The organism is Pedobacter fastidiosus, assembly GCF_014306625.1.
Lineage (GTDB): Bacteria > Bacteroidota > Bacteroidia > Sphingobacteriales > Sphingobacteriaceae > Pedobacter > Pedobacter fastidiosus.
Genome location: NZ_JACRYL010000001.1, coordinates 333,276 through 350,910 on the forward strand (window position 1 = coordinate 333,276; position 17,635 = coordinate 350,910).

Sequence of the window (17,635 nt, forward strand, 5' to 3'; positions counted from 1 at the left end):
CAGCGAAACAATTTTGACAAGAAAGATTCCTATGAACGAAATGAATGAAAAGTTACGAAGAAAGAATGAATAGTAATGGATAAAATTCATTATTGGTGTAAATGTAGATTTGTCATGTAAGTGTACAAAATCAACTTAAGGTTGCCATTGTATCTTATTCCATCAACCTATATACACGCCTGACATGATGAAATATTTTACCTCTCCATCTCTTAAAGGGATAATTTGCAATATTCAAGTTATTGCAGTTATTATTTTATTAACGCTGTTCAAATCGAATTCGTATGCTCAAACTAAAATTTATGCAAATTCTGTAAGCGCTACCACTCCTAATGCTGTTTCCTCTTTAACGGGTTGCGGTTTGTTAAATCTTCAGCCCTGCTATAACACATTAACGGTAGAAAATGCCAGCAATGCTTTAACTGCAGATAATGCAACTTTTGCAACGGTAAAATCTTACGGTGGCGCTGCTTTAGGCATTGCTGGTTACAGTGGTGAATTGGAAATAAAATTCCCTACAGATGTTCCGGCAGGGAAAACCACTTATGTAAGAATTGATTTTAATGCGGATGTTTTGAATGCACTGCTCGGTGGAAATTTAGGAGGCTTATTGGCAAATGTGGTTGGAAATGTGGCACTTGGTGATCATACTTTTGAAATTGGGGCTAGAAATTCTGTCGGCACAACGGTTTTAAGTGGAACAAGTTCTGCAGCTTTTTCAAGTAATAATTTGCGTTTGGTAAAAGATGCCAATGGATATTTTTATGTTGCAATTACTCCCGATCAAATTTACGATCGGATTTATGTGCGGGATAGAACAGCTGCTTTATTATTGAGCACCGCAAATAACACCAAAGTTTATTATGCATTTTATAATTCAGGATCAGATGTTTGTGCACAGGCTGCCTATACCAGTTTTGATGGAACAGGTTTAACTGTAGATGCCTTAGGACTTGGCGGCGCTGGAGTTACGAATCCTGAAAGGGCGATTGATACTGATCCAACAACATTTTCTCAAATTAGTTTAGGCGCTTTAGGTGTTGCAGGATCTATAGGACAGAATTTTTATTACAATACCTTATCTGATGCCGGTGATGATTTTAATTTAAGATTGAGTACTTCTTCAGCATTGCTGAATGCAGGCGTTTTAAATAATATAATGGTTACGGCCTACAATGGCAATACACAAGTCTATACTCAATCGGCTGCTAATTTGCTTGGGCTAGATTTACTTGGATTACTGAATGGAGGCCAAATTGCAACCATTCCGTTTTCTCCCGGTGTACCGTTCGATCGGGTTCGGGTTTCATTATCATCATTGCTGAACGTTAATTTAACCCAAACCATTCAGGTTTATGGAATTTCAAGATCAGCAGGCAGACCAACCTTTACCTCACCCGCAAGTAATGCTGTTTCTGCATGTTATAATTCTTCGGCAGCATTAACCGCCACCACGCCAAATACAAATGAATTATTATGGTATGCTACTGTGGAAGGTGGTGCACCATTGGCCACTGTAGCTTTTAATGGCACCTATAATACACCTACTTTAACTGCAAACGCCACTTATTATGTGGCTGCCCGCAAATTGGGTTGTACTGCAGAATCTGTACGTGTGCCTGTAACGGTGACTGTTAATCCGGCAATTGTGTTCAATACCACAACTTTAAATAATGCAACAAGTGGATTTGCTTATGCTAAACAAGTAAATGTTGCAACTGGAGGAACCCCTACATATACCTATGTTTTAACAAGTGGAAGTACCTTGCCTGCTGGATTAACGCTCTCATCTACTGGTTTAATTTCTGGCACACCGACTACGACTGGTACTTTTACCTTCTCGATTACAGCAACAGATACCAAAAATTGTACTGCAACTGCTAGTTATACTTTAATTGTAACGGCTACGCTGGCATTAACACCTGGAGCATTGCCTGATGGAGTAACTGGAACACTTTATCCAACGCAAATTATTCCTTCAGCTACAGGCGGAACAGGTCCGTATGTTTATTCGGCAACTTCACTTCCTCCGGGATTAAGCTTTAATCCAGCAACAAGAGAAATAACAGGAACACCAACTCAAAGTGGAACTTATACCATTCCAGTTACAGTTACTGATGCAAATGGAAATACAATTACCTCGAATTATACAGTTAAAGTAACCGATCCTTTGGTTTTACCACCAGCTACTTTGGCCAATGGCACAACTGGAACGGTTTACACCACACAGATTATTCCAATTGCAACGGGCGGTACTGTTCCTTATACGTATTCGGCAACTGGCTTGCCTGCCGGATTAGCTTTTAACCCAACAACTAGAGAAATTACCGGAACACCAACTACCGCCGGAACATTTACCATTCCGGTAACTGTAACAGATAATGTTGGAAAAACCGCTACGACTAATTATTCCATTACCATAACCGACCCATTATTATTGCCAAGTGCAAGTTTACCAGATGGAACTGCTGGTGTTGCTTACCCAACACAGGTAACGCCCGCTGCTACAGGAGGTGTTGGTCCTTATACATACGTTGCAACAAATCTTCCTCCGGGATTAACTTTTGATCCTGCAACCAGAGCAATTACTGGCACACCAACTCAAGCCGGAAATTACTCAGTTTCAGTAACGGTTACGGATAGTCAGGGAAAAACGGCTAGCAATACATATCCTATTAAAGTTAATGGAGTATTATCGTTACCTCCGGCAACTTTGGCAAATGGTATAGTTGGAACTTCTTATCCAACACAAACTTTACCAGCCGTATCTGGTGGTACAGCACCTTATACTTATTTAGCAACTAATCTTCCTCCGGGATTAAATTTTAATACAGCAACTAGAGAAATTACAGGCACCCCAACCTTAGGTGGAACCTACATCGTTTCCCTAACAGCAACTGATGCAAATGGAAATAAGGTAAATACAGATTATAGCATTACAGTAACTGTAAATGCACCAGTTGTTGCTGCTGCAACAGTTTGTGCAGGTAGTTCGGCCACTTTAAGTGTAAGTAATTTGCAACCTGGTGTTACTTATAATTGGTATGCATCAACAGGAAGCACCGCTTTGGCCACCAATAATACGGGTGTTTTTGCAACTCCAATTGTTAATGCTCAAACGGTATTTTATGTAGAAGCAGTTTCTGGAACAGCGGTTAGTCCGCGTACTGCTGTTACGGTTTCAATCAATCCATCAGCAAATTTAGCAGTTGTTACCACAAACAATCAAATTATAAATAGTGGTCAAACCACAACCTTATCGGCAACAACAGATGCTGGCAATACCATTAGATGGTTTGATGCTCCAAATGCTGGAACTCAATTGGCAACCGGAGCAAGCTTTAATACGCCAGCCTTAAGTACAACAACTACATATTATGTGGAAACCGTAACTGCAAATGGTTGCGTAAGTACAAGTCGTGTTCCAGTAACTGTAACCGTAATTAATGGAGGTGGAGGTACGGCTTGTAATGCAGCAAATTCGCAAAATAGTGGCATTACAGGACTTTGTATTTTATGTGGAATCAGCAATGCTGGAAATTCTACTGATGCAGATCCAAATAACTTTACCAGAATTACCTTAGCGGTTGGCGTAGGTTCAGCAGGCTATCAACAACTCATATTTCCATCTGTTGGTTTAGCTACAGACAGCATCCGTTTAGATTTGGGCTTACCAACTGGATTGTTGGATCTGGGAGTTTTAGGTGGCGTAACTGTAAATATTTTAAATGGAACTACAATTGTAAAAACTGTTCAGTTGAACTCATCGGTTCTAAATCTTCAGCTTTTAGGTGGCAGTCGCTTTGCAGCTACTTTGGTTGCTGGCGGTGCTTATGATCGTGTAGAAGTTCGAATCAACGGATTAGTTTCCGCGATAACCAGTCTAGATGTTTACGGAGCAAGTATTATTTATCCAAATCCAACTTTAACTTCGGGTTCACAAACCATCTGCTCGGGCAGTACAGCTACATTAACCGCAACGGCTAATGGTGGTACAACACTTAATTGGTACACTGCTGTAACTGGTGGAACGTTGTTAACAACCGGAGCTTCATATACAACCCCAGCTTTAACAACAACTACAACTTACTACATAGAAGTAAGTAAAGGCGGTTGCGCAAATGCAACTCGTGTTCCGGTAACTGTAACGGTAACTCCTGTTTTGGCTACACCGGTTCTTGCTCCAATTGTAAGTGCTTGCGAAGGATCAACTTCTACACTTTCGGTAAATAATCCTGATCCTGCGATAACTTATAATTGGTATGATGCATCTACAGGTGGAACGTTGTTGTTCACTGGATCAACATTTATTACGCCAGCTTTAACCGCAACAACAAGCTATTATGTAGAAGCTATTCAAGGATCTTGTACCAGCGCAAGTCGTGCGGTTGCAACAGTAACCGTAAATCCTCGTCCGGCTTTGCCAACAGTTACAGCATCATCATCAACAGTTAGCGCAGGGCAATCGGCAATTTTAACTGCAACTTCTACAGATCCTGGTGTTACTTTTAACTGGTTTACATCTGCAACTTCTACAAGTTCTGTTTACACAGGAGCAACCTATGTTACGCCTCCATTAACAGCAACAACAACATACTATGTAGAATCTGTTTCTCCAAATGGATGTTCTTCGGCTAGTAGAGTTCAAATTACAGTAACGGTAGATGGAACAATTACACCAAACCCAGTACCATGCGAAGCCGCAATTTCTCAAGCCAATGGCGTAACTGGAGTGGCATTGCTTTCTGGAGTTTTTAACGCAGGTTTGGCAATCGATAACGATACCCAAACAGCTTCATCATTGGTTATGCCTGTTGGTGCTTTGGGCGCATCGGTTTATCAATATTTAGGTTTTGGCTCGCTATCTAGAGTTGGAGATACTGTAAAAGTATTGGTTTCATCTCCAGGCAGATTACTTTCTTTATCACTTTTGGGCAATGCTCAAATCACAACATTTAACGGTACAACAAGTAACGCAGATTCGAAATTATTAAATAATAACCTCCTTAATGTTCAATTGTTAAGTGGAAATACACAAGCCTTAATCACCTTTGTTCCGACAGTTCCATTTGATGGTGTAGAACTGAGATTAAATTCGGGTGTACTTGGTGCTTTAACATCAATCAATTTAAATTATGCGCAACGTGTTTTGGTTGCGCCGACAGTTATTTCGGCAAATGTTTCTGGTTGTGTTGGTTCTACTGCACTCTTAGAAGTTAGCAATCCAACAGCTGGATTTACCTATCAATGGTTTGATGCCTCTGGTATATATTTAACCGGAAAAGACGGTGTGAGTTTTACAACTCCAGCTTTAACCGCCAATACAAAATACTTTGTGGCTGCGGTTTCCGCTTCAGGTTGTGTAAGTGCAAAAACTGTAGTTAATGTAACTGCGAATCCTTTACCGGCAACGCCAGAATTATTATCGCCAACAGTTTCAACCTGTGCTGGCCAAACCGTTGTGCTTCAAGTAAAAAATCCAGTTGCTGGCATTGTATATAAATGGTATGATGCGGCAAATGTTTATCAAGCAGGAAAAGATGGAGATACTTTTACAATTACCAATATTGGTGCGGGTACAACAACTTACTCGGTTGAAGCTACAAATGCTTGCGGTGTTTCTACGGCAAAAGCAACAGCCACCATTCAAACTGGCGGCGGTTTAGATACCCCAATAATTACACCAGCTTCGGTAACTATAAATAGTGGTTCGGTAGCGGTATTGAAAGCAACCTCTACAACAGGAGGCGTTGTATTTAATTGGTATGATAGCTCAACATCAACTACTTCGCTATTTACAGGTGATACCTTTGTAACGCCACAATTATCAAGTACAACAACCTATTATGTAGAAGCTACAATTGGTGGATGTTCTACAAACAACAGAGCTATAGTTGTGGTAACTGTAATTCCGAATGGTGCTCCTGTTCCTACACCTTGTGGTGCGGCTACGGTTTCGGTGGCGGCAGGTGCAACTGTAGGAACGATAGGTGCTTCGGTTGTTAATCCAGGTTTAGCTATTGATGGTGATATAAGTACAGGATCTAGCTTGGTGATTCCGGTTGGATTACTTGGTGGATCGGTTTATCACCAATTAGGTTTTACCGGTGGATTATCAAATATTGGAGATACGTTGAGCGTAAGCATTACTTCTCCAGGCAAATTATTATCGCTTGCAGTTTTACCAAGCCTAACTGTAACTACATTCCAAGGTGCAGTGAGTAACAACGACGGAATTACTTTAAACAACCCATTAATTAGCCTTAATTTATTGAGCGATGGAAGTGGAGCAATATTAACCTTTGTGCCATCAGCTAAGTTTGACGGGGTAGAATTAAGATTGAGCTCAGGCATTTTAGGTGCTCTAACTTCGGTTAATTTGAATTATGCACAAAGAACCATTCCGGTTCCAACCGTTCAGGCATCTTTAACAAATGTTTGTCAGGGAACTTCAGCTGTGCTAAATGTTCAAAATCCTCAGGGTAACGTAACTTATAAATGGTACTTGGGCACAACTTATCAAACTGGAAAAGATGGACCAACATTTACAACGGATGCAAGTTTACCTGCGGGAAGTTATATTTATGGTGTAACAGCGACAGCAAATGGCTGCGAAACGGAAAGTGCAAAAGTAACCATTACGGTACAGGCACCACCTGCTTCGCCAATTCCATCAACTGGAAATCCGGCAACAACTTGTATCAATACACCGGCAACATTAAGTGTTCAAGCGGTAGCAGGTGTAATTTACAATTGGTACGATGCACCAACGGCTGGAAACATGCTGGTGAATAACAACAGCAGTTTTACAACTTCGGTATCGCTTGCAGCAGGTACTTATGATTATTATGTAGAGGCGGTTAGTGCTGGAGGAAGCGGTTGTTCAAATTCAGTTCGAACTAAAATTTCGATTACCGTTAATCCATCTTCAACAGCGTTGGATCTTGCGGTTACTGGAAATACATCATTGTGTAATTCAGGTAGCGCAGTACTTACAGCAACTAGTACAACGGTTACCAATCCAATATTTACTTGGTACACCGATGCAACACTAACAACGATTGCTTTTACTGGGCCAGTATTTACAACGCAAGCAATCTCTGCAACTACTAAATATTATGTTACGGTTAGCGGAACAAATAAATGTGCCAATACACCTGGAACTGCGGAGGAAGTTACCATCACCATCAATCCAGTTGCTGTAGCTACAGATATTAATTTATCTGGAACAACAACGATATGTGGAGGTTCATCAGTTACACTTACTGCAAGTTCTACAACGGTTACCAATCCACTATTTACGTGGTATAGTGATGCAGCTTTAACAACGGTTGCCTATGTTGGTCCGGTATTTTTAACTCCTGTTTTATCCACAAACACAACTTATTACGTAACTGTAAAAGGAGATAATCGATGCGAAAATACCGCTGCAACAGCAAAATTGGTAACAATTACGGTTAATCCAGCTGCAACAGATTCTGATATTACAACAAGTGGAGCAACTTCCATTTGCCAAGGTTCATCAACAGTGTTGTCAGCCACAACGACTACGGTTACCAATCCGGTTTTCACTTGGTATAGTGATGCAGGATTAACAACTGTGGCATATATCGGTGCAACTTTTAACACACCGGCTCTTAATGCAACTACTACTTATTATGTTACGGTTAGAGGAGATAATAAATGCGAGAATGCGCCAGCAAATGCAAAAATTGTAACGGTAACCGTAAAAGAGTTCGCCACCGCGGCCGATATTACAGTGAATAATGCTCAGATCTGTTCGGGCACTTCAGCAGTACTTATGGCATCGAGCTTAACAGTAACGCAACCAGTATTTACTTGGTATAGCGATGCTTCTTTAACCAATGTGGTATTTACTGGTCCAACATTTACTGTTCCGGTTACTGTAACTACAAATTATTATGTAACCGTTAGAGGTGCAAATAAATGTGAAAACACAGCTGCAAATGCAAAAGTGGTAACGGTTACAGTTAATCCTTTGGCAACAACAACAGATATTATTGCTAATGGAGCCGTGGCCTGTACATCATCATCTACTACTTTAACGGCAAGTTCTCCAACGGTAACTAACCCGGTATTTACTTGGTACACGGATGCTGCGTTAACCAATATCTCATTCATTGGTGCATCGTTTGTAACGCCAACATTAACCGCTAATACCACTTATTATGTAACTGTAAAAGGAGATAATAAATGTGAAAACGCACCGGGTAACGCAAAAGTGGTTGTGGTAAACATTAAACCATTGGCTTCTGCTTCTGATATTACTGCTGCAGATGCAACGATTTGTGCAGGATCATCAGCTCCGCTTAATGCGAGTACCACAACGGTGGTAAATCCTGTATTCACATGGTATAACGACGCTAATTTAACCACCGTGGCAGCTGTTGGATCATCATTTAATACTCCGGCATTAACAGCAACCACAAAATATTATGTTACTGTAAAAGGAGATGATAAGTGTGAAAATTCTGCAGCGACAGCGAAAATTGTAACAGTGAATGTAAATGCGATAGCAACAGCTGCAGATGTAACTTTATCTACCCCAGCATTAATTTGCGGTTCGGGTTCAGTAGTTATCAATGCAAGTTCTACTACGGTAACAAGTCCGATATTTACTTGGTACAATGATGCATCCTTAACCAGTGTTGCCTTTACTGGCCCAACATTTACCACCCCAGTGTTAACTTCAACCACTACTTATTACGTTACCGTTAAAGGAGCGAATAAATGTGAAAATGGAGCTGCGGATGTAAAAGCGGTTACAATTATTGTTAATCCAAATGCGGTAGCTACGGATATTGCAGTAAGTGGCTCAACTTCTATTTGTGGAAGTACTTCAGCTGTGCTTAATGCAAGTTCTACCACAGTTACCAATCCAATATTTACTTGGTATAGTGATGCTGCTTTAACTAATGTAGCCTTTATTGGGGCAACATTTACTACGCCTGTTTTAACAGCAAATACAACTTATTACGTAACTGTTAAAGGCGATAATAGATGCGAAAATACCGCTGCAAACGCAAAAGTAATTAGCATCACCGTTAATGCCTTGCCATTAAATCCTGTTGTTTCAACAGCGGGAACCAATATCTGTGCAGGTGATGCAACATCACTTACCATTCAAAATCCACAAGCTGGAATTACTTACGAATGGTATAATGCAGCAACCGGTGGTAATCTTTTATTTACAGGAACAACTTATAATACTTTAGCATTAAGCACCACAACAGATTACTATGTTTCTGCTGTTAACGCAACCAGCTGTAACAATGCAGGTGGTAGAGTTAAGGTTACGGTAGTTGTAAATCCTAAACCAAATGTGCCTGCTGTTTCATCAAATAATGTTAATGTTTGTACTGGAAGTTCGGCGGTCTTAATCGTATCCAATCCACAAACAGGAATTGTTTATAATTGGTACACAACATCAACAGGAGGAACAATAGTTGGAACAGGAACAACATTTACAACCCCTGCAATAACTGCAAACATAACTTACTATGTTGAAGGTGCATCTGGCTCTTGTACATCTATTTCTCGTACAGCGGTTAATGTTTCACCACTGCCTGTACCAGTTGCCCCAACTTCCGTAACTGCAAATAATTCGCCTATCTGTTCTGGCAGTGCAGCAGTTTTAACCGTAAATAATCCGGCAGCAAATTTAATTTATAGATGGTACGCAGCGAGTTCTGGAGGTGCATCTCTTGCAGAAGGCGTAACTTTTACAACCCCAGCTTTAACCATAACTACCACTTATTATGTAGAAAGTGTTGCCGTTGGCGGATGTTCAAGTCCGACAAGAACGGCTGTAACCGTTAATGTGTTGCCGGTTTTAGCAACGCCAGTGGTTTCTGTTCAAGCTACAACCGCAAATAGTATAACTTTTGGATGGCCAGCAGTTCCGGGTGCAACGGCTTATGAGGTATCGACTAATAACGGCGTGACTTGGCAGGCTCCAACTTCGGGATCAGCAGGAACAGCATTCTTGGTTTCAGGCTTAAAACCAGATCAAAGTGTAACTGTAATCGTTCGAGCTAAAGGGCAGATTGATTGCCAAACCAGTGCAAATTCTACACCTGTTGTGGGTAAGGCTGCCAATCCATTGGGCAATCAGATTTATATTCCAAACATTTTTACGCCAAATAATGATGGCAAGAATGACATCTTCCTGATTTACGGAAATACAATTGCCAGCGCAAAAATGAGCATTTACACTCAATGGGGGCAGTTAATTTACCAATCAGATAATGTTGCGAATGGTTGGGATGGAACTTATAAAGGTGTCAATCAGCCAGTGGGCGTTTATGTATTCATGATTGATGTTCAATTTGCGGATGGAACAAATACGATGAGAAAAGGAACAATAACCTTAGTAAGATAATGAAGATGGAACCAAATTATAAACAGCAAAAATCAAATACCATGAAAATACTATCGGCCTTAAAAATATATGCAATAATGTTCGGTTTAATGCTTTGTGCATCAAAATCAATAGCGCAGACAGATCCTCATTTTTCGCAATATTATGCCTATCCTCTTTGGCTAAATCCAGCCTTAACTGGGGTAATAGATGGAGATTATAGAGCATCGGTAAACTTTAAGCAACAATGGAGTGCTTTAAATAGTTCGTTTTTAACAGGTGGAGCATCATTTGATTTGGCACCAATAAAGAACTTTGCTTTTGGTGTAACGGTGCTTAATCAAAGGGCTGGGGAGTTAGATTTTAACTATTTAACCGCCTTGGTTTCGGGTTCATATCGATTAAGATTTGGTGTTGAAGGATTGCAGATGTTTAGTTTTGGTTTGCAGGCTGGCTTTGTTAATAGGAGTTTTGATTTCTCTCAGGCTCGTTTCGGTAATCAGTTCAATCCAATAACTGGTTATGATGGTGGGATGATGAGTGGGGAAACCTTCTCATCAACTTCATCTTTTGTACCCGATGTTAATGCCGGCATAATGTTCTTTGATGGCAACCCAAACCAGAGTGTAAATGTTTTTGCAGGTGTAAGTGCGGCACATTTAAATCGCCCAACCGAACGTTTCTCTGGCTATAACGGAAAAACACCTGTTCGTTTTACCGCACATGGTGGTGCAAGAGTTCGTGCTTCTGAGTTGTTAGATATTGTGCCTAATGCTTTGGTGATGTATCAGGGAAATACAAACGAAGTTTCTTTGGGTGCTTATGCACAGCTTAACCTGAATAACTCATCGAACATTTTATTTGGCGGCAATTATCGTGTTAAAGATGCTGCAATTGCTTTTGTTGGTTTACAATTAAAAAACATGGTTTTTGGTTTAAGCTACGATGTAAATACTTCAACGTTTCAGCGTGCATCTAATAGCAATGGCGGTTTAGAACTTTCAATATCGCTTATTGGCAGAAACGGAATTATTGGTCCTAACTTCTTTTGCCCGCGTTTATAAATATTATCTGATGAAAACATTGCGATTTATTAATCCACACAAATCCTTCATCAACCTAAAAACAAATCTGTAGAGATGAAAAAAATATTAACCTTTTTATTGTTGGCATATAGTGGCTTGGCAAGCGCCCAGTTTGTGGTAAATTATAAAAAAGTTGCCGATACTTATTTTGAAAATAAGGACTACTATGCCGCATCTACCTTTTATAAAAAAGCACTAAAAATTACTGGCGATAGTACCCTTGCTATTTTACCTTATGGCAAGGAGCGCAAAACCAATACCGAGGATAAAGTAATTGAAGATTATGAGGGATCTATTTATAATCTGGCAGAATCTAGCCGAATGTATAAAGAGTTTACCGAGGCAGAGAAATACTACAGCATTGCGATAACCTTTACCAATACTCGATATAGAAAGGCACTTTTTTGGTATGCAGAAAGCTTAAGAGCAAACCGTAAATTTAATGAAGCTATAGATGCTTATGAAAAATTTATCCAGAAAAATGGAAGCGATATTTTTGCTAAAGATGCTCAAAAGGCAATTTTATCGAGCAAGTTTGCCATCGAAGAAATGCGTTTCCCTAGGATGGTTCAGATTAAAAAAATGCCAAATCATGTTAATGGATTGGGCTCTAATTATGCGCCAGTTAGGTTTAATAATGAGATTTATTTTACCTCATCAAGACCAATTGCCATTGCTGGGAAAAAGGATATTGTGAAAACGGAAAATGGCCAAATTCAGGTTTCAACCAAGGCAAATCCATTTATCAATAATATTTATATAACCAAAAATGCATCTAATGATGGAGAAATTTCGGTTAAAATGATGGGCATCAATCTTCCGAAAGACATGGAAGTTGCGGCAACATCTTTTAGTCCGGATGGCAATACGGTTTATTTTACCGCATGGCGAGATAAAGAAAAATATTCCATTTACAGTTCGAAAAAGACAGGCGATAATTGGACTGACCCCCAGCCTTTGGGTTTACAGGTTAATAGTAAAGACTTTAATGCCATGCAACCTTTTGTAACAGGCGATGGAAAATTCCTGCTTTTCTCGTCTGATCGAACTGGTGGCTATGGCAAATTCGATCTTTGGTATTGCGCTTTACGCGATGATGGATCTTTAGGACAGGCCGTAAATTTGGGTGAAGCCATTAATACAGACGATGATGAAAGAGCGCCTTATTATAATGTAATCACAAAAAAACTTCTATTTAGTACCGATGGAAGAATAGGTTTGGGTGGATTGGATTTCTTTGAATCGGAAGGGGATTTAATTACTTGGTCGAAACCCAAAAACATGGGCTATCCATTTAATTCTTCAAAAGATGATGTTTATTTTACAGCTTCAGATGCTGAAGGGAATCGTGGATACATTAGTTCTGACCGTGAATCTTCTTGTTGTTTGGAAATTTTCGAAGTTAAAAAGGAATACTTCTCGGTAAGTGGTTTGCTTACCGATTGCAAAACGAAAAAACCATTGGCCGATGCCACCGTAATGTTTACTAATTACGAAGGTGATCAAAAAACTATAACCAATGCATCAGGTATGTACAGCTTTAAAGTGGATAGAAAAAGACCTATAAAACTTACTTTTTCAAAAGACAGTTATTTCTCTATTACAAAGAATTATCCTTTCGAAGAACTTGCCAAAGCCGATACATTAATTTATAAAGATTACTGTATTAGTCCATTCAAAATTAATATTCCTATCGTTTTGGATAACGTTTATTACGAATTTAATAGTGCAGATTTAACGGAGCCATCTAAAAAAGTATTGGATGAATTGGCTACGATTATGGAAGACAATGCAGAAATGGAAATTGAGCTAGGCGCACATACCGATAACGTTGGTCCTGATGAATACAATCAAGAACTATCCGAAAAGAGAGCAAAATCTTGTGTTGATTACCTTATAACCAAAGGAATTTCTGCTTCTAGGATGACAGCAAAAGGTTATGGCGAAAAAATGCCGATTGCCCCAAATACTTTTAAAAAGGGTAAAGATAATCCGGAGGGAAGAGCTAAAAATAGAAGAACAGAGTTTAAGGTTACAAAAAAATAGAATTTATTTAGTTTGGATTTGGTTTGGCCATTCTCTTTGGAGAATGGCTTTTTTGATATCGACAAATAGCAGAATTAAAATTAATCTTTGTAATTTTCGCTGGTCAATCAGATTCATGAAAATAAATATCCACCCAACAGCTATTTTTCGAACGCCAAAATTTTCTTATCAATCTGATATTTCGGCCTGTTGGGATGAACTTAAAGAAGCAATAGCCATTTCATCAGAAGCTTTTTACGAAACTATAAAAGATGTAAAAGCCGATGAAATTCAACACCTTCCACCAAAAATCTTCTTTACGATTTGGAAATATTTTAATCGTGCAAAGTTCCGTTCAACGCCTTATGGCACGTTTGCAAGTTTTAGTGTTTTAAAAGATTCGATTAAATTCAATGCAGATAAAATTATAATTGAAGAACATCAGCAAGAGCATTCTTTTATCGATTGGCCTCAAAAAAATAATATAGCATTCTCCATTGCCGAATTGCTAGCCAAAAACTGTTTGTTGTTTAGCAACAGCAGTTATTATCCTACATCCAACAGCCTCAGGTACATTGCCTGTACGGATGGATTATTTGAACTGGCCGAAATTGACCAGGATATATTTGTCCAAAAGATTTTAGATGCCTGTTTAAAACCGATTAGCGTAGAAAATCTAATCAAAACAGTCGGTATTGCAGATGATGAACATGAATCGTTTTTTATTCTTATTGGAGATATGCACGATCTTCAACTCCTTTTTACCGATCGTGATCCAAACATTTTAGGTGAGGATTATTTTAAAAGAATAGGCATTTTAGATACAGATTTGCCAAGATATATCATCGCTGAGCGCAAAGCTAAAGCTGGCCAAATAGAGGAACGTTTATTGCAAAATGTTCCAAATCTTGTTAATTTATTACAGCAAATTATTCCTTACAACGAAAAGGAAGCCATTAAAAAATTTACAACTCGGTTTAAGAAAAAATTTGAACAGAAAGAGGTTTCGTTATTAATGGCGCTCGATCCAGAAATGGGCGTGGGGTACGATGAATTGGAACAGGCCGGACAAAGTGATGATTTTGTAGCTCAATTTAGCAATATTAAAAAAGATCAAACCAAAGATAAAGAAGCTGTAAAATCAGTTTTAGGCGGAGCTTTAAATCAAGAATCATTCAAAAAAGATAAGCCAATTTATTTAAATAAGCTGACTTTCAATTTAAACGAAAAACCAACTCAACTGCCCAATACCTTCAGCATGTTAATGTCTGTAAGTGATGATTTGGTCTGTGTAGATCAGGTAGGCGGAATTACAGCGAATGGTTTGAGCGGTCGTTTCACAATGGCGAATTCAGAAGTTGAGCATCAAAGTAAATTAATTGCACAGATAGAGCAACAAGCAAATCCAGATATTTTGTTTTTTGATGTAGCCTATATGGTCGAAGCCACGATTGATAACATCAACCGCCGTAAAATAATATATGGTCATCAGCTTTCCATTTTAAATTACGATACATCCGAAGAACCATTGTTGCTGAACGATATTATGATTTCTGTTCGGGGTTCTGAAATTGTACTTCGATCTAAAAAATTGAATAAACGCATGGTGCCAAAAATGGCTTCCGCATATAATTACACGCGTTCAGATCTTTCGATTTTTCGGTTGCTCTGCGATTTACAACATCAAAATATAGCTACAAATCTTACCCTTTCTTTAGAGTCGTTGTTTCCGGATTTAGACTACTATCCTCGACTTCAATTTCATAATCTCTTGCTTAGTAGAGCAAAATGGCAGGTTAAAAGGGAATCGATTTTCCCCTCAAAAAATGAACAGCTCAATGTGAATCAATGCCGTTCTTTTCTTACCGAACTTGGGGTAAGCAAATGCTTTAAAACCGGTGCTTCTGATCAAACCTTATGTTTCGATTTGGAAAATGATGATGATCTGAATTCATTTATCCAATATATGCAGAAGCAAAAAACTGTTTATTTGGAAGAGGTTTTATTGCCAGAAAGCAGTATGGTTGTAGATGAAAACGGCAAACCTTACTTGGCGCAGTTTATTTTAAATCTTTATCAAGAAGCGCAAATTTATGCACCATCAACCCTTGTTGAGTCAACGGATTCCATCGAAGTTACGCAGTATTTTCCGCCTGGAAGTGAGTGGCTTTATTTTGAGATCTATTGCCATCAGCAACGATCGGATGAGATGCTTACCGGTGTGATTAATTACTTTTTAGATACCCATCAGGAAGATGTCAAATCGTGGTTTTTTATCCGCTATAATGAAAACGGAAATCATTTAAGGTTGAGAGTTTTGTTAAACGATGTTGCGAATGGACAGAAGTTAACAGGTGCCTTGTCCAATTATTTGGCAGAAGATTTGAAAGTTGGTTTGGTATCCGATCTTCAGATTAAAACTTACAAACGAGAAACCCAACGGTATGGAAATGCTTTAATTGCAACAGTAGAAAATCACTTTGGAGTAGATAGCGATTATGTTTTATCGCTTTTGCAAACACAGTCTGATACTTTTTTAAAGTACAAATTATGTTCGGATGTGGCCGATAAAATCCTGGAATCAGGAATGTTTGATAAAAAGGACTTTGCTAAAATTATTAAAATGTTCTCCGATTCATTTAACGAAGAACATAAACTTGATGCTGCGGATTTCAAAAAACTGAATGCTCAATATCAGCTATATCGCAAGGCAGATCTTCCAGAACTTGATGCCCATCAAATAGATAAATTTGATTTATTTACTCAATCTTTCTCAAATATTTTAAAGCAGGCTAGTCCTGATAAAAAGGTCAGTTTATTTAGCGATTTAATGCACATGCACGTTAATCGTTTATTTAACAAAGATCAACGTACACATGAAATGCTGATGTATTATTACCTTTTAAAAGATGTTCAACGTAGAAACGCAATGGCTAATTAATATTTAGGTTAGCCATTAAATTAACAACTGTAACATTAATTTCGGTGATATATCTATTCTGTTGATCGGTATAATATTTAAATTCGAAATTATCCTTATAGAAATTATTTAGTCGTTTTTCTATGTTCTCTATGCCCACATGGTGGCTTTCAATTTTTTTGCTTTTTACATCATTAACCATATTGATTGTTTTAATACTGAGATGGTTGCCGTGATAATCTACCGAAATTATAGCAGGTTGGGTAGAGTGAGCAATATTTCCATGCTTAAATATGTTTTCTACAAGGGTAAGCATAATCAATGGCGGAAAGCGAAGTCCAAACAAATCGCCATTAATTTCTAATTCTACATTAAGCAAGTTTGCCGTACGCAATTTGTGTAGGTTAATTAAGTGTTCAATTTGCTCAATCTCTTCACTTAAAGGAACTAATTCTGATGCCTCTGGACGTTTTAAAGCATATCGCATCATTTCTGATAAGTTCATAATCGCATCTGCAGCCATTGGAGCTTTCTTGCGGGCATCGTTGTAGATGAAGTTTAAAGTATTAAATAGGAAGTGAGGATTAATCTGGCTTCTAAGGAAATTATTTTGTGATTGTACCAAATCGTTCTCCAAAGTTTGCTTTTCTATTTGAGTAACGAGACTTTGTCTTTCTAATTGTTCTACCTTTTTACGCTCTTTAAATGAGGTTACTAAATAAACATAGCCTGTTGAAAATCCTGTATAATAAATTGCTCGGAAAAGGCATGCCATAATAAAATCATGATCTAAATTCATGGGCCTTGTTGATTTTATAAAACCAAGCTTAATAAAAATTACGCCTAATCCAAAGCTAAAAAGTATATATCCACCAATGATAAAAATGATAAGCAACGGAATTTTTATGGCTTTAAACCGGGAGGGCTTTCCTTCGAGTATTTTATTCAATAAAAAGGCGTGAGAATAGAATAAAACGATGTTGGTGGTATAGATTAAGATGTATACACCTACAGGTCTGAATTTACTAGAACTTAAGCCTAAAATAAATACCTCATAAATTATATAAATGCCCCAAATAAAGAAGTGAAGCCTGTACTGTTTGAAAAAATTGTTAAAAGTAGAAATATTCATTTTATTGCTTTTTATCTATTTTATTAGGGCTTTTATCTCCTAAAACTAGGTGTTTGTGTAAAAAAATGGTAGTGGTGGTCTGGGAGTTGCAC

At 38.4% G+C, this 17,635-nt stretch carries 5 protein-coding genes; 4 read left to right on the forward strand and 1 reads right to left on the reverse strand.

Features of this window, described 5'->3' with window-relative positions:
• Nucleotides 1–184: 184 nt before the first annotated feature.
• The 4 genes from H7U22_RS01470 (at nucleotide 185) to H7U22_RS01485 (ending at nucleotide 16,432) form a co-directional block, all read left to right on the forward strand.
• On the forward strand, nucleotides 185–10,402 hold the full coding sequence (locus H7U22_RS01470; protein ID WP_187069564.1) for an Ig-like domain-containing protein: 10,218 nt from the start codon (nucleotides 185–187) through the stop codon (nucleotides 10,400–10,402).
• Nucleotides 10,403–10,443: 41 nt separating this feature from the next.
• Entirely contained in the window at nucleotides 10,444–11,445 is a 1,002-nt protein-coding gene (locus H7U22_RS01475; protein WP_248284645.1) for a PorP/SprF family type IX secretion system membrane protein, read from the forward strand.
• Between the two features lie 75 nt (nucleotides 11,446–11,520).
• Nucleotides 11,521–13,512, forward strand: a complete 1,992-nt coding sequence (locus tag H7U22_RS01480) for an OmpA family protein (protein WP_187069566.1) — start codon at nucleotides 11,521–11,523, stop codon at nucleotides 13,510–13,512.
• A gap of 115 nt (nucleotides 13,513–13,627) precedes the next feature.
• On the forward strand, nucleotides 13,628–16,432 hold the full coding sequence (locus H7U22_RS01485; protein WP_187069567.1) for a lantibiotic dehydratase: 2,805 nt from the start codon (nucleotides 13,628–13,630) through the stop codon (nucleotides 16,430–16,432).
• Here the strand turns inward: H7U22_RS01485 and H7U22_RS01490 are convergent.
• On the reverse strand, nucleotides 16,425–17,543 hold the full coding sequence (locus tag H7U22_RS01490; RefSeq protein ID WP_187069568.1) for a sensor histidine kinase: 1,119 nt from the start codon (nucleotides 17,541–17,543) through the stop codon (nucleotides 16,425–16,427). The two genes, H7U22_RS01485 and H7U22_RS01490, sit on opposite strands and share 8 nt — an antisense overlap.
• Nucleotides 17,544–17,635 lie beyond the last annotated feature (92 nt).

Coding starts and splice junctions, on each gene's coding strand:
- H7U22_RS01470 (WP_187069564.1), top strand. CDS start 185: ATGATGAAATATTTTACCTCTCCATCTCTTAAAGGGATAATTTGCAAT.
- H7U22_RS01475 (WP_248284645.1), top strand. CDS start 10,444: ATGAAAATACTATCGGCCTTAAAAATATATGCAATAATGTTCGGTTTA.
- H7U22_RS01480 (WP_187069566.1), top strand. CDS start 11,521: ATGAAAAAAATATTAACCTTTTTATTGTTGGCATATAGTGGCTTGGCA.
- H7U22_RS01485 (WP_187069567.1), top strand. CDS start 13,628: ATGAAAATAAATATCCACCCAACAGCTATTTTTCGAACGCCAAAATTT.
- H7U22_RS01490 (WP_187069568.1), bottom strand. CDS start 17,543: ATGAATATTTCTACTTTTAACAATTTTTTCAAACAGTACAGGCTTCAC.